Raw genomic sequence first — 16,938 nt, 5'->3', positions numbered from 1 at the left:
CCGGTCTCAGCGGCCGAAGTCCTGGGTCCAGTACCCGTCGGCCAGTCCGACGCCGATCGTGGTCAGCGAGCAGTTCAGGATGTTCTTCCGGTGCCCGGGGGACTCCATCCAGTCCTGCACCACGGTCGCCGCGTCCGGCTGGCCCATCGCGATGTTCTCCGCGCCGGGGGAGTCGTAGCCCGCCGCGGTGATGCGGTCGGCGAAGTCCCGGCCGTCGCGGCTGTCGTGGGCGAAGTAGCCCTGGGCGGCCATGTCCTCGCTGTGGCCCTGGGCGGCCGCGCTGATCCGCGGGTCGGCCCGCAGTGCACCGCAGCCCGCGGCGGCCCGCTCGGCGTTGGTCAGCTCCACGACCCGGGCGAGCTCGCCGGACAGCCCGGCCACGACACTCCTCGCCGACGGGGCCGTCGGGCGCGCCGTGGGGACCGGCCCTGCGGCGCGACCGGCGGCGGGCCCGGCCGCTCCGGCCGCGGCGGTGGCCGCCTCGTGCGCGGAGAGCGCGTCGAGCGCGGTCCGGGCGGAGGAGCCCGGGTCGGCCGGGGCCGCGGCGAGCGCACCGCGGACGAGCGCGGCGCCGTCGACCGGGGCGCCGTCACCGGCCTGCGCCGGGGCCGTCGTCGCGTGGGCGGCACCGACCGCCCGGAGCGGCAGGGTGTCGGAGACCGGTCCGCCGGGCCGTCCGGCGTCGGGCGAGCCCCCTGTGGTGAGCGCCGGTGCGGCGAGCGGGGCGGCCATGGCCAGCACGGCACCGGCCCCCACCCCGCCGAGCACGGCGCTCGCGGCGCGCGGTGTGCGTCGTCGGGTCACGGTCGCGTAACGTAGCAGCACTGTGAGTGGCAACACGGATTCGACCGTTCGGCTGATCGCATGGGTCCAGGGGGAGGTGCAGGGCGTCGGTTTCCGCTGGTGGACGCGGTCGCGGGGGCTCGAGCTCGGCCTCGTCGGCCAGGCCCGCAACCTGTCCGACGGCCGGGTCGCGGTGACCGCGGAGGGTGACCGCGCCTCCTGCGACCGCCTGCTGGAGCTGCTGCGCGGCGGGGACACCCCGGGGCGGGTGACGTCGGTGTCGGAGCAGTGGGCTGAGCCGTCCGGGGCATTTTCCGGGTTCGTCGAGGCCTGACCGCTCAGTTCTGTCGGTGCGGGGGTCTACACCTGTGCCCACACCGACCCCCGGAGGCCCCGATGCCCGTCCAGATGAACCCGTACCTGCACTTCGACCACCAGGCGCGCGAGGCGATGGAGTTCTACCGCTCCGTACTGGGGGGCGAGCTGCAGGTCATGACCTTCGGTGACATGGGCGCCGAGGGCCCCGTCCCGCCGCCGGACGGCGTGATGCACGCCTACCTCGGCACCCCCGACGGCTTCGCACTCATGGCCTCCGACGGCGACCCGCAGCGCCCGGTGGGGCCGCCGTCGGGCATCTCGGTCAGCCTGTCCGGCGACGACCCGGAGAAGCTGCGCGGCTTCTTCGCCGGGCTCGCCGAGGGCGGCGTCGTCGACGTCGCGATGGAGAAGCAGATGTGGGGCGACGAGTTCGGCCAGCTCACCGACCGGTTCGGCGTCCGCTGGCTGGTCAACGCCTCGGCGCCGACCGCCTGAGGTGCGCGGGCGGGCCGCCGGGCACGACGGCCCGCCCGGCTACCCTGTGGGCCCCGCGCACCTGGAGATCCCCGCCCGTGCACCTGAAGACGCTGACGATGAAGGGCTTCAAGTCCTTCGCCTCGGCCACCACGCTGCGCCTGGAACCGGGGATCACCTGCGTCGTCGGGCCGAACGGATCGGGCAAGTCGAACGTCGTCGACGCGATCAGCTGGGTGCTCGGTGAGCAGGGCGCCAAGGCGCTGCGCGGCGGCAAGATGGAGGACGTGATCTTCGCCGGCACGTCCGGCCGGGCGGCGCTGGGCCGCGCCGAGGTCACCCTCACCATCGACAACTCCGACGGCGCCCTGCCGATCGACTACTCCGAGGTCTCGGTGACCCGCCGGATGTTCCGCGACGGCGCCGGCGAGTACGAGATCAACGGCTCCCGCGCCCGGCTGCTCGACGTGCAGGAGCTGCTCAGCGACTCCGGTATCGGCCGGGAGATGCACGTCATCGTCGGGCAGGGCCAGCTCGACGGGGTCCTGCAGTCCAAGCCGGAGGACCGCCGCTCCTACATCGAGGAGGCCGCCGGGGTCCTCAAGCACCGCAAGCGCAAGGAGAAGGCGCTCCGCAAGCTCGACGCGATGCAGGCCAACCTCACCCGGCTCACCGACCTCACCGCCGAGCTGCGCCGCCAGCTCAAGCCGCTGGGCCGCCAGGCCGAGATCGCCCGCCGCGCCCAGGCCGTGCAGACCGAGCTGCGCGACGCCCGGCTCCGTCTGGCCGCCGACGACTACGTGACCCTGTCCGAGGAGACCCGGCGCGAGGAGGCGTCCCAGGAGCAGGCCCGGCGCCGCCGCGCCGAGGTCGAGGAGCAGCTCGACGTCGCCCGCGAGCGCCAGGACGAGCTGGAGACCGCGCTCGCCGCGGACGCGCCGCGGCTGCAGGTCGCCCAGGACACCTGGTACCAGCTCTCCGCGCTGGCCGAGCGGCTGCGCGGCACGGTGCGCCTCGCCGAGGAACGCGTCCGCCACCTCACCTCCTCGGTCGAGGCGGGGCGCACCCCCGGCCGCGACCCGGACGAGACCGAGGCCGAGGCCGACGCGGTCGCCGAGCAGGAGGACGAGCTGGTCGCCGCCGTCGCCGACGCCCGGCGCCTGCTCGACGAGGCCGTCACCGAGAAGGCCGAGCGCGAGCGGACCCTCGCCGCCGCCGAACGCGAGCACCTGGCCGCGGTGCGCGCCATCGCCGACCGCCGCGCCGGGATCGCCACCCTCGCCGGGAAGGCCGACGCGCTGCGCTCCGGGGTCGCCGCGACGGCGGAGGAGATCGAGCGGCTGTCCGAGGCGCTCGCCGAGGCGGGCGCCCGCACCGCCGAGGCCGAGGCCGAGCTGGAGACCGCGCGGGAGTCCCTCGGCGTGTCCGGGGACGGGGCGGACACCGAGGCACTCGCCGTCCGGGTGGAGCAGGCCGAGGCCGCGCACCGCAGCGCGGCCGAGCGGGTCGCCGAGCTGGTCGCCGCCGAACGCGACGCCGAGCAGCGCCGCGCGCACTGGCGGGCCCGGGTCGACGCCCTGCAGGTCGGCCTGGTCCGCCGGGACGGCACCGGCGCCCTGCTCGACTCCGGAGACGACGGGGTGCTCGGCGCCGTCGCCGAGCTCGTCGAGGTCGAGCCGTCCGGGCGGGCCGCGGTCGCCGCGGCGCTGGGCGAGCTGGCCGAGGGCGTCGCCGTCGCCTCCGTGGTCTCCGCTGCCGACGCGCTGCGGTCCCTGCGCCGCGGTGACGCGGGCCGGGCCGCGCTGCTCGTCGGCGCCGGGGCCGCCGGGGCCGACACCTCCGCCGGGCGGGTGCCGGTCCCGGTCCCCGACGGCGCCCCGCCCGCCGGGCGCTGGGCGGCCGCGCTCGTCACCGCCCCGCCCGCGCTCGCCCCGGCGCTGGGGGAGCTGCTGGCCGGGGTGGTCGTCGTCGACGGCCTGGACGCCGCGGCCACCGCCGTCGGGGCCCGGCCGGGGCTGACCGCGGTCACGACCGAGGGGGACCTGCTCACCGCGCACGCCGCCCGCGGCGGTACCGGCGCCGGGGAGGGCGCGCTGCAGCTGCAGGCCGCCGTCGACGACGCGGTCACCGCCCGCGACGCCGTCGACGCCGAGCTGGAGTCGCTGCGCCCCACCTGCGAGGGCGCCCGCGCCGAGGAGACCGCCCGCGGGGCCGACCTGACCGCGGCCCGCGCCGCCGTCGCCGACGCCGACCGGCGCCGCTCGGCCGCCGCCGGCCGGCTCGGGCGGCTCGAACAGGTCGTCACCTCCGCCCGCGCCGAGGCCCAGCGTCTGCGCGACCGCCGCGACACCGTCGAACGGCGGCGGTCGGACTCGCTGATCGAGCTGGAGGCCGCCGAGCACCAGCTGTCGCTGGCCTCCGACGCCCCGGTCGACGACGAGCCCGACACCGAGCTGCGCGACGAGGCCGCCGAGCGGGTCGAACAGGTCCGCTCCGAGGAGGTCGAGTGCCGCCTCGCGCTGCGCACCGCCGAGGAGCGGGCCCGCGCCATCGCCGGGCGCGCCGAGACCCTGCGCCGCCAGGCGCACGGCGAGCGCCTCGCCCGGTCCCGGGCCGCCGCCGCGGCCGCCGAACGGGAGCGGGCCTCGGAGGTCGCCCGGCTCGTCGTCGACGCCGGGCAGGTCGCCGCCGAGCGGATCGAACGCTCCCTGGCCGCCGCGGGCGCGGAGCGCGACGAGATCCAGGCCGCACGCGCCGAACGCGAGCGCGCCCACACCGAGGCCCGCGACACCACCACGAAGCTCACCGCGCTGCTGGAGAAGCTCACCGACGCCGTCCACCGCGACGAGATGGTGCGCCAGCAGACCCGGATGCGCCTGGAGCAGCTGACCGAGAAGATCCTCGGCGACCACGGCATCGGCGTCGACGACCTCGTCGCCGAGTACGGGCCCGAGGTCCCGGTGCCGCCGTCGGCGGCCGAGACCGCCGAGTACGAGGCCGCCCGCGAGCGCGGCGAGCAGGTCTCCGCGCCGCCGCCCGTCCCGTTCGACCGGCCCACCCAGGAACGCCGCCTCAGGCGGGCGGAGAAGGACCTGTCGCTGCTCGGCAAGGTCAACCCACTCGCGCTGGAGGAGTTCGCGGCGCTGGAGGAGCGCTACAAGTTCCTGTCCACCCAGCTCGAGGACCTCAAGAACACCCGCCGCGACCTGCTCACCGTCGTCCGCGAGGTCGACGACAAGATCCTCGAGGTCTTCACCACCGCCTACCACGACGTCGCCGCCGAGTTCGAGACCGTGTTCGCGACGCTGTTCCCCGGCGGCGACGGCAGGCTCGTGCTCACCGACCCCGACGACATGCTCACCACCGGCATCGAGGTCGAGGCCCGCCCGCCGGGCAAGAAGGTCAAGCGGCTGTCGCTGCTGTCCGGCGGGGAGCGCTCGCTGACCGCGATGGCGCTGCTCGTCGCGATCTTCCGGGCGCGGCCCTCGCCGTTCTACGTCCTCGACGAGATCGAGGCCGCCCTCGACGACGTCAACCTGCGCCGGCTGATCTCGCTGATGGAGGAGCTGCGCGAGACCAGCCAGCTCATCGTCATCACCCACCAGAAGCCGACGATGGAGGTCGCCGACGCCCTCTACGGCGTCTCGATGCGCGGCGACGGCATCACCCAGGTCATCTCCCAGCGCCTGCGTCCCGCCTCCTGACCGGCTGACCGGCCCGTCCCGCGCGCCGCGTCGGCCGGGCGTGGCAGGGTGGCGTCGTGACCACGCAGACCCTCTGGATCGTCGTCGCGATCGTCGTGGCGGTGTTGCTGATCGCCGTCGTCGCAGGGCTGGTGACCGCCCGCCGACGGCGCATCAGCCTGCGGTCCGACGAGCAGCAGCGCGAGCTCGGGACCGGTACGGACGAGCCACCGCGCACCGGCGGCAGCTACCAGGCCGGGGGCGGGTTCGCGTTCTCCTCCGGGACGGCCACCGCCCCCGAGCGGCCGCGCGCCCCCGGCGACGACGCCCCGACCGCCGATGCCCCGACCCCCGCCACCCCGGTCGCTCCGGCGCCGCCCGCCGAGGCCGCCGACGCGCCGACCGCCGACGAGGTCCGGACCCCGCCCGGCGGCACACCCGTCGTCGACGGGGCCACCGAGGCACGCACCCCGCCCGGGGGCATCCCGGTCAGCACCGCCCCGCCGGTCCCGTCGACCGCGCCGCCCAGCAGCCCGACCGTCCCCACCGAGCAGACCGGGACCGTCACCGGCACCCCGGACGCCCGCGTCATCGACACGGCCGAGGCCAGCAAGGACCCGGCCACCCGCCAGCTCCGCCGCCCCGAGGGCCCCTCCGGGACCGCCGGGACACTGGCGACGCCCGACGGCGGCACCACCGAGCAGATCCCGGCCCCACCCGCCGCGAGCGCCCCGACCGAGCCGGTCGTCCGTCCGGAGACGGCGCCGAGCGCCCCGACCGAGCCGGTCGCGCGCCCGGAGACGGCGGACCCGCAGGCCCCGGTCGCCCCGGGCGCACCCACCGAGGAGATCGCCCCGGCCGAGGGCCGGATCGGCCGGCTGCGCGGCAGGCTGTCCCGCTCGCGCTCCGGGCTCGGCCAGAGCCTGCTGGGCCTGCTCGGCGCCGGCGACCTCGACGAGGAGTCGTGGGAGGACGTCGAGGCCACCCTGCTGCAGGCCGACCTGGGCCCCGAGACGACCTCCGAGATCGTCGGGAAGCTGCGCGAGCAGATCGCCACCCGCGGGGTCCGCACCGCCGAGGCGGCCCGCGCCGCCCTGCGTGACGTGCTCGTCGAGGCACTCGGCACCGGCCAGGACCGCTCCGTGCACGCGCTGCCGCACGACGGGCGCCCCGCGGTGCTGCTGGTCGTCGGCGTCAACGGCACCGGCAAGACCACCACCACCGGCAAGCTCGCCCGGGTGCTGGTCGCCGGCGGGCACCGGGTGACCCTCGGCGCGGCCGACACCTTCCGTGCCGCCGCCGCCGAGCAGCTCGTCACCTGGGGCCAGCGCTCCGGTGCGGGTGTCGTACGCGGACCCGAGGGCGCCGACCCTGCCTCGGTCGCCTTCGACGCCGTCAAGCGCGGCTCCGACGACGGGGTGGACGCCGTCCTGCTCGACACCGCGGGCCGGCTGCACACCAAGACCGGCCTGATGGACGAGCTCGGCAAGGTCAAGCGCGTCGTCGAGAAGCAGGCCCGGGTCGACGAGGTCCTGCTCGTCCTCGACGCCACCACCGGCCAGAACGGGCTCACCCAGGCGCGGGTGTTCGGTGAGGTCGTGGACGTCACCGGGGTGGTGCTCACCAAGCTCGACGGCACCGCCAAGGGCGGCATCGTGTTCCGCGTCCAGCGCGAGCTGGGGGTGCCGGTCAAGCTCGTCGGGCTCGGCGAGGGGCCCGACGACCTGGCCCCGTTCGAGCCCGCCGCGTTCGTCGAGGCACTGCTCGACTGAGGTCGCGGCGCGGGCCGTCCCGGACGGCCCGCGCCGTGCGCCACGTCACGAACCGGACCATCCGGATGACCTTCGGTCCTCCGGATCCGGTTGGGTAACCCAACCGTCATCCGGCTGGGCGTCCTGTTAACCGTCACGAAACGGACAGGCGCCGAATGCGAAACACGGGATCACCATTCTTCCTCCCCAGTCAGCCAGATGGACGGACATGGGAGGAACAGTGCCTGCAGAGGCCCTCAACGGCGGCGACACCGCCTGGATCCTGGCGAGCGCCGCGCTCGTACTGCTCATGACACCGGGGGTCGCGCTGTTCTACGGCGGCCAGGCCCGGTCCAAGAGCGTGCTGAACATGATGATGATGTGCTTCAGCTCGCTGGGCCTCGTCGGTGTCCTCTGGATCCTGTTCGGCTACTCGATGACCTTCGGCCCTGACCTCGGCGGCGGTCTGCTGGGCGACCCGTTCGCCTACTTCGGCCTCACCGCGATCCTGGCGAACGACCAGGCCGCCGAGGCGCTGCCGCAGCTGGCCTTCGTCAGCTTCCAGGCGATGTTCGCGATCCTGACGGTCGCGCTGATCGCCGGTGCCGCCGCGGACCGCATGAAGTTCGGCGCCTGGATGCTCTTCTCCGGCCTGTGGGCCGTCCTGGTCTACTTCCCGATCGCGCACTGGGTCTTCGACCTGGAGCAGGGCTGGATCGCCACCTCGCTGGGCGCGCTCGACTTCGCCGGCGGCACCGCCGTCCACATCAACGCCGGTATGGCCGCCCTGGTCCTCTGCATCATCCTCGGCAAGCGCCGCGGCTGGCCGCGTGAGGCCATGCGCCCGCACAACCTGACCATGGTCATGCTCGGTGCCGGTCTGCTCTGGTTCGGTTGGTTCGGGTTCAACGCCGGTTCCTCCGGCAAGGCCGACTGGGCCGCCGCCTACGCCTTCACCAACACCATCGCCGCCACCGCCGCCGCCATCCTCGGCTGGCTGGTGATCGAGAAGATCCGCTACGGCAAGGCCACCTCGCTCGGCGCCGCCTCCGGCATCGTCGCGGGTCTGGTCGCGATCACCCCGGCCTGCGCCTCGGTCTCCCCGCTGGGCGCGCTCGCCATCGGTGTCCTCGCCGGTGCGCTGTCGGCCTACGCGGTCGGCTGGAAGTACAAGCTCGGCTACGACGACTCGTTCGACGTCGTCGGCGTCCACCTCGTCGCCGGCCTCTGGGGCACCCTGGCCATCGGGTTCTTCGCCACCGACATCGCCCCCGACGAGACCAACGGCCTGTTCTACGGCGGCGGCGTCGACCAGCTCTGGCGCCAGGCCGTGGCCGCGCTCGCCACGCTGGTCTACTGCGGCATCGTGACCGCGATCATCGCGCTCATCGTCAAGGCCACCCTGGGCCTGCGCGTCGAGGACGAGGCCGAGCAGGCCGGCATCGACGAGGCGGAGCACGCCGAGACCGGCTACGAGTTCTCCGGCCTGCGCGGCGGCAGCGGTCTCGGCTCCCCGCCGAAGCCCGCCACCGAGGCGAAGGCCACCCCCGCCGCGAAGCAGGAGGTCTGACCCGTGAAGCTCGTGACCGCCATCGTCAAGCCGTTCGTCCTGGAGGACGTCAAGGGCGCCCTGGAGCAGATCGGCGTGCTCGGTCTGACCATCAGCGAGGTCCAGGGCTACGGCCGCCAGAAGGGCCACACCGAGGTCTACCGGGGCGCGGAGTACTCGGTCGACTTCGTGCCGAAGGTCCGCGTCGAGGTCGTGGTCGACGACGCGCTGCAGGACAAGGTCGTCGACGCGGTCGTCGAGGCCGCCCGCACCGGCAAGATCGGTGACGGCAAGGTCTGGGTGACCCCGGTCGAGACCGTGGTCCGCGTCCGTACCGGAGAACGCGGCGCCGACGCCATCTGACCGACGGTCCCTCGCGACGGCCCGTCGCGCTCCCTTCCCGGAGTGCGGCGGGCCGTCCGCCGTCCGGACTCGAAACGGACATCACGGCATGTATGCGGTCCACTACTCGAACGAATAGGAAGCGGGTGGCGCGAGGCGATGACGGTCCTCGGGTCGGGCGAAGCGGCGGACCTGGTCAAGGCGAAATCGGTCCTCCTGGAATCCAACGGCCGGCACCACCACGGCCCGGAGGCGTTGCGGGCCGCGCTGGTCGACCTGCACGACTTCTGGCTCTCCTCCCGGTGCGCGGCACTCGGGGTCGGCGGTGACGGCAGCGGGACGGCGCTGGCGGCCGTCGGTGCCCTCGGCCGGCGCGAGCTCTGCCCCTGGTCCGACCTCGACCTCGTGCTCCTGCACGACGGCCGGACCGACGTCGACGCGCTCGCGGAGAAGCTCTGGTACCCGCTCTGGGACGCCGGGATCGGCCTCGACCACTCCGTGCGCACCCCCGGACAGGCCGTCCAGATCGCGGCGACCGACCTGCGGGCGGCCTTCGGGCTGCTGGAGCTGCGGCACGTCGCCGGGGACGCGACGCTCACCGGCACGGTCCGCGACGCCGTCCGCGCGGCCTGGCGGGCCGGGATGCGCAGCCGCTTCGACGAGATCGTCGACACCACCACCGACCGCTGGCGGCGCAACGGCGACGTCGCCCACCGCGTCGAGCCGGACCTGAAGAACGGCCACGGCGGCCTGCGGGACGTGCAGCTGCTCGACGCCCTGGCCACCGCCCAGCTCGTCGACCGGCCGGGGGTCGACGTCGTCGCGGCCCGTGCGCTGCTGCTGGACGTGCGCACCGAGCTGCACCGGCTCTCCGGCCGGGCCCGCGACGTCCTGCGCGCCCAGGAGGCCGACGACATCGCCACGATCCTCGACGTCGGGGACCGCTTCGACCTGGCCCGCGCCCTGTCCGGGGCGGCGCGAGCGGTCGCCTTCGCGACCGAGGTCGGGCTGCGCCAGGCCCGCAACGCGCTGCCCCGCCGGGGGCTCGCCGCGCTCCGCCGCCCGCCGGTGCGACGGCCGCTGGACTCCGGCGTCGTCGAGCACGCGGGGGAGGTCGGGCTCGCCCGCGACGCGTCCGCGACGAAGGACCCGGCCCTGGTCCTGCGGGTCGCCGCCACCGCCGCCCGCACCGGGTTGCCGATCTCCGCGGGCACCCTGTCCCGGCTCGCCGACACCGCCCCGGAGCTGCGTGCGCCGTGGCCGCGGACCGCCCTGGCCGAGCTGCTCGCCCTGCTCGGGACCGGCAAGGCCGCCGTCGCGGTGGTCGAGTCGCTGGACCGCACCGGGCTGTGGGGGCGGCTGTTCCCCGAGTGGGGCGCCGTCCGCGACCTGCCGCCGCGGGACCGCACACACGTCTGGACCGTCGACCGCCACCTCGTCGAGGTCTGTGCCGAGGCCGCCCGGCTCACCACCCGGGTGGCGCGCCCGGACCTGCTCGTGGTCGGCGCGTTGCTGCACGACATCGGCAAGGGCCGCGGCGGCGACCACTCGGTGGTGGGGGAGTCGCTGGTCCGCCAGATCGGTGAACGGCTGGGGCTGCGCGAGGGTGACCTCGTACTGCTCGCGGCGATGGTCCGCCACCACCTGCTGCTGCCGCACACCGCGACCCGTCGCGACCCGGAGGACCCGGCGACGGTGTCGCGGGTGCTCGACACGCTGCGCGGGGCGGTCGCACCGGCCGGCCGGGGCGACGCCGACGTGGCGCTGCTCGTCGAGCTGCTCGACGCGCTGGCCGAGGCCGACTCGCTCGGCACCGGGCCCGGCGTCTGGAGCCCGTGGCGGCGCACCCTGATCCAGGGGCTGGCCGGGCGCTGCCTGTCCGCGCTCGACGGCCGCCCGTTCGTCGCACCCGGCCCGCCGGACCCGGCCCACCAGGAGATGGTCGACGCCGTCACGACGGCGGGGGAGCCGCAGGTCCACTTCTCCGGCGACGACGACCTCTCGTCGGTCACCGTCGCGCTGCCCGACGGGCGCGGGGTGCTGTCGGCCGTCGCCGGGGTGCTCGCCCTGCACTCGCTGCAGGTGCACACCGCCGACGTGAACGTGTCCGACGGGGTCGCGGTCGAGACGTTCGCGGTGACCCCGCGGTTCGGCGGCCTGCCCGACCCGGCGCTGGTCCGCTCGGACCTGATGCGGGTGCGCGCCGGGTCGCTGGACCTGGTGCAGGCGCTGGCCCGCAAGGAACGCGACTACGCGCCGTCGACGCCCGAGGTGGAGCGGACCTCCCCGCCGCGGGTGCTGTGGTTCGACGACGAGGCCACCGGCGCGGTCGTGCTGGAGCTGCGCGGCACCGACCGCATCGGGCTGCTCCACCACGTCACCGCCGCCCTCGAACGGACCGGGGTCGACCTCGGCTGGGCCCGGGTGGAGACCCTCGGCGCCTCGGTCGTCGACTCCTTCGGCATCGGCGGAAGCCCGGACCGGGTCGCCCGCACCGCCATCGAGTCCGCGGTCCTCACGGTGGCCGCCGGGCGGGGTGAGACCCGACCGGCCACGTGACGCCGGTCGTGTCGTCGTGCAACAGCGGCCGCCCGGCGACGGTCGTGCTCGGCGCCGGTGCGGGCACGCCCGGTGCCGTGCGCGACGAGGAGCGTCGACGTGGACACCGGGAACACCGCCCACCTGCCCGGCAGCGCCGCCCTGGTCATGCTCATGACCCCGGGGCCGGCGCTGTTTCCGGCTCGCGATCCGGCTGACGTACCGGTTCGGTCACGACGACCCGCCCGACGTCGTCGCGATCGACGGGATCGGCGGGTCATCGGCATGCTGATGGTCGGTCTCGTCGCCACCGACGTGGTCGACCCGGCGGGCGCCGACGACCGGTTCTACGTCGGCGGTCTCGCCCAGCTCGGCACGCAGGCGCTGTCGGTGCTGGTCGCGGCGGTGTCGGCGTCCGGGATGACGGCGCTGATCGCCTGGGTGGTGTCGCGGACGGTCGGCTTCCGCGCCGCCCCCGTCGACGGGCACGGCGGCCTCGACGAGGCCGAGCACGCCGAGACCGCGTAGGAGTTCAGCACGATCCGCACGGCGGGCCGCGGGCCGGCCGCACGGATCACCGAGGAGGGGGACCGATGAAGCTGGTGACCGCGATCGTCAAGCCGTTCGTCCTGGGCGAGGTCAAGGACGCGCTCGAGCGCCTCGGAGTACTGGGGCTGACCGTCTCGGAGGTGCAGGGTTTCGGCCGCCAGAAGGGACACACCGAGGTCTACCGGGGCGCGGAGTACTCGGTCGACTTCGTGCCCAAGGTCAAGATCGAGGTCGTCGTCGACGACGGGCAGGCAGAGCGGGTCGTGCAGGCGGTCGTCGACGCCGCGCACACCGGCCGGATCGGCGACGGCAAGGTCTGGGTCGTCCCGGTGGAGAACGTCGTCCGCGTCCGCACCGGGGAGCGCGGCTCCGACGCCTTGTAGCCGCCCGGTAGCCCTGCGGCCGACCGGGTGATCGTCACCGGCGACCGGGCGGACACTCCGGGTGATCGGAACGATCCGGGCGTCCGGACCGTTTCACCGCACATGACCACCGCCCGTGCCGTGCCGACCGGCGCCGTCCCGCCGACCCGCGACATCGAGCACCGCTCCGCCGATCCCGACGATGCCGGTCCGACCGGGGGGCCCGCCGTCGTGCCGCACGTCGGCCCGGTGGCCGCCGCCCCGTCCGGCGACGGTCCGGCGCCGCCGCTGGTCGTCGTGCTGCCGGGGCGGACGCTGCTGCTCGTCGCGGGCCTGCCGGGGGCGGGCAAGTCCACCCTGCTCGCCGGGCTCGACGCCCCCGCGGGCACCCGGGTCCTCGACTCCGGGGCCACCCGGGCGGTGCTCGCGCGGCTGCTCCCGGCCGCGACGCCGTACCCGGCCTACCGGTGGCTGACCCACCTGACGCACCGGGCGTCGGTGGTCACCGCGGCGCTCGGACCCGCGGACACCGTCGTGGTCCATCTGCCCGCGACCGCGCCCCGGGTGCGCGCCGCGGTCCGCGCACTGGCCCGTCTCGGCGGCCGCGCACCGCACCTGCTGTGGCTCGACACCGCCCCTGACCAGGCACTCGACGGCCAGCACGCCCGCGGACGGGTGGTCCGGTCGCGACCGTTCGCGGCGCACGCGCGGCGCGCCCGCGACACCGCCGACGCCCTGCTGGCGGGCACCGAGACCGGCTGGTCCTCGGTCCGTCGCACCGATCGCTCCGGTGCCCGTGGGGGACTGGCGCTGGCCAAGTAGGCTGGTAAGGGTGTTCGACTCCCTCTCCGAGCGGCTCGGATCCACGCTGCGCGATCTGCGCGGCAAGGGCCGGCTCTCCGACGCCGACATCGACGCCACCGCGCGCGAGATCCGGATCGCGCTGCTGGAGGCGGACGTCGCCCTGCCGGTGGTGCGCGGGTTCATCACGCGCATCAAGGACCGGGCCAAGGGAACGGAGGTCTCCCAGGCCCTGAACCCGGCCCAGCAGGTCGTCAAGATCGTCAACGAGGAGCTCGTCGCGATCCTCGGCGGCGAGACGCGGCGGCTGCACCTGTCCAAGGAACCGCCGACGGTCATCATGCTGGCCGGTCTGCAGGGTGCCGGTAAGACGACCCTGGCCGGCAAGCTCGCGCGCTGGCTGCGGGGGCAGGGGCACACCCCGCTGCTCGTGGCGTGCGACCTGCAGCGTCCCAACGCGGTCAACCAGCTGCAGATCGTCGGTGAGCGCGCCGGCGTCCCGACCTACGCGCCGCACCCCGGCGCCACCGGGTCCGGTGAGCTGCCCGAGGGCCCCGGCGACCCGGTCGGCGTCGCCCGCGACGGCATCGCGCACGCCCGCGACAAGCAGTACGACGTGGTCGTCGTCGACACCGCGGGCCGCCTGGGCGTCGACGAGGAGCTGATGCGCCAGGCGTCCGACATCCGGGACGCGGTGCAGCCCGACGAGGTCCTCTTCGTCGTCGACGCGATGATCGGTCAGGACGCCGTGGCCACGGCCGAGGCGTTCCGCGACGGCGTCGGCTTCACCGGTGTCGTGCTCACCAAGCTCGACGGTGACGCCCGCGGCGGTGCCGCGCTGAGCGTCCGCGAGGTCACCGGCCAGCCGATCCTCTTCGCCTCCAACGGCGAGAAGCTCGAGGACTTCGACGTCTTCCACCCCGACCGGATGTCCTCGCGCATCCTCGGGATGGGCGACCTGCTCACCCTCATCGAGCAGGCCGAGCAGGTCTTCGACGCCGAGCAGTCCGCGGCCGCCGCCGCGAAGATCAGCTCCGGCGAGCTGTCCCTGGAGGACTTCCTCCAGCAGATGCTGCAGCTGCGCAAGATGGGGCCGATCGGCAACATCCTCAACATGCTCCCGGGGATGAACTCCGGGCAGGCGAAGGCCGCGCTCGAGCAGGTCGACGACCGTCAGATCGACCGCCTGCAGGCGATCATCCGCGGTATGACCCCCGCCGAGCGGGAGGACCCGAAGATCATCAACGCGTCGCGCCGCCAGCGCATCGCGACCGGGTCCGGCGTGTCGGTCTCCGACGTGAACGACCTGGTCAACCGCTTCTTCGAGGCGCGCAAGATGATGAAGCAGATGGCCGGCCAGTTCGGCTTCGGCGGCGGCGGGCGCAGCGCGACCAAGAAGGTCCCGAAGAATCCGCGCAAGGCCCGGCAGGCCAAGAAGGGCCGGCGCAGCGGCAACCCCGCGAACCGCGCCGCGGCCGGGGCGCCGGACCTGTCGAACCTGCCGCCGAGCCTGCAGCAGCTCCCGCCCGGACTGGGCAACCTCGACCAGCTGCCGCCCGGGTTCGACCCGTCGAAGCTGAACTTCGGCAAGAAGAAGTAGCTAGGGTCGCCCCCCATGACCGATCTTCCGGCCGCGGGGTGGCGGCTCCGCGGAACGCTGCTGGGCCCCGACGGTGCCGCGGGCGCCGATCTGTACGTCGACGGCTCCGGGCGGGTCAGCCCGGAGCCGCTGCCCGGGGCGGAGGACCTGGTGACCGACGGCTGGATCGTCCCCGGCCTGGTCGACGCGCACTGCCACGTCGGGGTCGGCCCGGACGGCCCGGTCACCGACCTGGAGGAGTGCGTGGCCCAGGCCCGCGCCGACCGCGACGCGGGCACCCTGCTGCTGCGCGACTGCGGGTCCCCGGTCGACACCTCGCCGCTGCAGGCCCGCGAGGACCTGCCCGAGATCATCCGGGCCGGGCGGCACGTCGCCCGCTCGAAGCGCTACATCCCGGGGCTCGCCGCCGAGCTCGACGACCCGCGCCTGCTCGTCGACGAGGTCCGGACCCAGGCCGCCCGCGGCGACGGCTGGGTCAAGCTCGTGGGGGACTGGATCGACCGCGCGGCGGGCCCCGACGCCGACCTCGCCCCGCTCTGGCCGGACGAGGTGCTCGCCGATGCCATCGCCGCGGCCCACGGGGCAGGCGCCCGCGTCACCGCGCACGTCTTCGGCACCGAGGCGCTGCCCGGGCTGATCCGGGCCGGGATCGACTGCATCGAGCACGGCACCGGGCTCTCCGACGAGCTCATCGACGAGATGGCCGCCCGCGGCACCGCCCTGGTGCCGACCCTGATCAACGTCGAGACCTTCCCCGGCATCGCCGAGAAGGCGACGCGCTACCCCCGCTACGCCGGCCACATGCGTGACCTGCACGCCCACGCCTGGGAGACCGTCGGGCGCGCGATCGAGGCCGGGGTCCCGGTCTACGCGGGCACCGACGCCGGCGGCGGCATCCGGCACGGCCGGATCGCCGACGAGATCGCCGAGCTGGCCCGCGCCGGGCACCCGGACCCGATCGGCGCCGCGAGCTGGGCCGCGCGGTCCTGGCTGGGCCGCCCGGCGGGTCCGGTGCCCGGTGCGCCGGCCGACCTGGTCGTGTACGACCGCGACCCGCGGGAGGATCTCGGCGTGCTGCGGGCCCCGTCGGTGGTACTGATCCGCGGACGTCGGGTATCAACGGGGGCATGAGCAGTTCGCCCGGTTCGCCGCCGGGACCGCCCGGAGCCTCCGCCGACGACCCGGCCGGCTCCACCCCGCCCGATGCCGCCGCGCCGCCGCCCGCCGCGCCGCCACGCGCCGGGCCGCCGCCCGCCGGGTGGCCGGGCGGGCCCGGGCAGTACGGCCCCGCCGGGCCCGGGCAGTACGGCCCCGCCGGGCCCGGGCAGTACGGCCCGGGTGGGCCGGCGCCGCACGGCCCGGGCGCGCCGTACGGTCCGCCGCCGCGGCGCGGGCTGTTCGGGATCGAGCCGTCGCCGCCCCCGCCGCGCCCGTTCCGCGGGCTGCTCGCCTTCCTGGTCGTCGAGATCGTGTTCCTCGGCTCGTCGTTCCTGCTGGCGCTGGGCCTGGGGGAGGTCGACTCCGCGCAGGAGGTCCTGCTCGCGATCGTCGTCCCGACGATCCTGGCCGCGCTCACGTGCGTCGTCTGGACCCGGGTGTTCGGCAGCGGGCCCGTGACCGACCTGGGCCTGCGGTTCCGCTGGGAGGACGTCGGCATCGGGCTGCTGATCGGCGTCGCCGGCCTGTTCGTGACGATCCCGGCCGCGCTGGCCTACCTCTACCTGGTCGGCCCGGACCTGACGACCTCGGTCGGCGTCGCCTTCGAGGGCATCCGCACGACGTGGCCGGTCGCGCTGGCCGTGATGGTCGGCGTCGTGGTGGTCGCCCCGGTCTGCGAGGAGATCGTCTACCGCGGCCTGCTGTGGAACGCCATCGCCCACCGGGTCGGCAACCGGTGGGTCGTGTTCGTGCTGACCACGGCGGTGTTCGCGCTGGCCCACCTGGAGTTCCTGCGCGCGCCACTGCTGTTCGTCGTCGCCCTGCCGCTGGGGGTCGCCCGGCTGCTGACCGGCCGCGTCACCGCCGGGATCGTAGCCCATGCGGTCAACAACTTCCTGCCCGGGCTGGCCCTGGCCCTCATGCTGGTCGGGGCCTTTCCCGCGGTCTGAACGACGTCTGGCAGAATGGTCGATCGGGTCCGTGGCCGGCCCTCTACCTGCCACGGCCGACACCTACGAGTGAGCGAGCC

Annotated in this window: 14 protein-coding genes; 13 read left to right on the top strand and 1 reads right to left on the bottom strand. The window is 75.2% G+C overall.

Going from position 1 to position 16,938, the window contains the following annotated elements; all coding sequences use genetic code 11:
• Positions 1–6: 6 nt before the first annotated feature.
• Positions 7–804 carry a CAP domain-containing protein gene (locus WHI96_RS07435; RefSeq protein ID WP_345654140.1) on the bottom strand — a complete coding sequence of 266 codons (798 nt, stop codon included), beginning with the start codon at positions 802–804 and terminating at the stop codon, positions 7–9.
• 22 nt (positions 805–826) lie between these two features.
• On the opposite strand from WHI96_RS07435, the gene WHI96_RS07430 reads away from it, so the two are divergent.
• The 13 genes from WHI96_RS07430 to WHI96_RS07370 all read left to right on the top strand — a co-directional run bounded on the left by WHI96_RS07430 (position 827) and on the right by WHI96_RS07370 (position 16,858).
• Positions 827–1,117 (top strand): acylphosphatase, encoded by a 291-nt coding sequence (locus tag WHI96_RS07430; protein ID WP_226355736.1) that lies wholly within the window; start codon positions 827–829, stop codon positions 1,115–1,117.
• Between the two features lie 62 nt (positions 1,118–1,179).
• The gene (locus WHI96_RS07425) at positions 1,180–1,596 is read left to right on the top strand and encodes a VOC family protein (RefSeq protein WP_345654143.1); all 417 of its coding nucleotides are present in this window, start codon (positions 1,180–1,182) and stop codon (positions 1,594–1,596) included.
• A gap of 77 nt (positions 1,597–1,673) precedes the next feature.
• Positions 1,674–5,279: a chromosome segregation protein SMC gene (smc, locus tag WHI96_RS07420; protein ID WP_345654146.1), complete on the top strand. Its 3,606-nt coding sequence runs from the start codon at positions 1,674–1,676 to the stop codon at positions 5,277–5,279.
• 56 nt (positions 5,280–5,335) lie between these two features.
• Positions 5,336–7,030 carry a signal recognition particle-docking protein FtsY gene (ftsY, locus tag WHI96_RS07415; protein ID WP_345654149.1) on the top strand — a complete coding sequence of 565 codons (1,695 nt, stop codon included), beginning with the start codon at positions 5,336–5,338 and terminating at the stop codon, positions 7,028–7,030.
• A gap of 289 nt (positions 7,031–7,319) precedes the next feature.
• The gene (locus WHI96_RS07410) at positions 7,320–8,579 is read left to right on the top strand and encodes an ammonium transporter (protein ID WP_425571730.1); all 1,260 of its coding nucleotides are present in this window, start codon (positions 7,320–7,322) and stop codon (positions 8,577–8,579) included.
• A 3-nt stretch (positions 8,580–8,582) separates the two neighbouring features.
• Entirely contained in the window at positions 8,583–8,921 is a 339-nt protein-coding gene (locus tag WHI96_RS07405; protein ID WP_062401001.1) for a P-II family nitrogen regulator, read from the top strand.
• Between the two features lie 138 nt (positions 8,922–9,059).
• On the top strand, positions 9,060–11,459 hold the full coding sequence (locus tag WHI96_RS07400) for a [protein-PII] uridylyltransferase (protein ID WP_345654155.1): 2,400 nt from the start codon (positions 9,060–9,062) through the stop codon (positions 11,457–11,459).
• 264 nt (positions 11,460–11,723) lie between these two features.
• Positions 11,724–11,966, top strand: a complete 243-nt coding sequence (locus WHI96_RS07395; protein ID WP_345654158.1) for a hypothetical protein — start codon at positions 11,724–11,726, stop codon at positions 11,964–11,966.
• Between the two features lie 65 nt (positions 11,967–12,031).
• The gene (locus WHI96_RS07390) at positions 12,032–12,370 is read left to right on the top strand and encodes a P-II family nitrogen regulator (protein ID WP_345654161.1); all 339 of its coding nucleotides are present in this window, start codon (positions 12,032–12,034) and stop codon (positions 12,368–12,370) included.
• A 102-nt stretch (positions 12,371–12,472) separates the two neighbouring features.
• Positions 12,473–13,171, top strand: coding sequence for an AAA family ATPase (locus tag WHI96_RS07385; protein ID WP_345654164.1), 699 nt, complete (start codon positions 12,473–12,475; stop codon positions 13,169–13,171).
• A 10-nt stretch (positions 13,172–13,181) separates the two neighbouring features.
• Positions 13,182–14,750: a signal recognition particle protein gene (gene ffh / locus WHI96_RS07380; RefSeq protein WP_345654167.1), complete on the top strand. Its 1,569-nt coding sequence runs from the start codon at positions 13,182–13,184 to the stop codon at positions 14,748–14,750.
• 15 nt (positions 14,751–14,765) lie between these two features.
• Complete coding sequence (locus WHI96_RS07375; protein WP_345654170.1) at positions 14,766–15,881, top strand: amidohydrolase family protein; 1,116 nt, start codon at positions 14,766–14,768, stop codon at positions 15,879–15,881.
• Positions 15,878–16,858, top strand: a complete 981-nt coding sequence (locus tag WHI96_RS07370) for a CPBP family intramembrane glutamic endopeptidase (protein ID WP_349302353.1) — start codon at positions 15,878–15,880, stop codon at positions 16,856–16,858. Before WHI96_RS07375 ends, WHI96_RS07370 begins: the two co-directional genes overlap by 4 nt.
• The last annotated feature ends 80 nt before the right edge of the window (positions 16,859–16,938 follow it).

The sequence above is a fragment of the Pseudonocardia tropica genome (assembly GCF_040105315.1).
Classification (GTDB): Bacteria; Actinomycetota; Actinomycetes; order Mycobacteriales; family Pseudonocardiaceae; genus Pseudonocardia; species Pseudonocardia alni.
The sequence above is the reverse complement of the archived record's forward strand: the minus strand, read 5'-3'. Positions and strand labels throughout refer to the sequence as shown.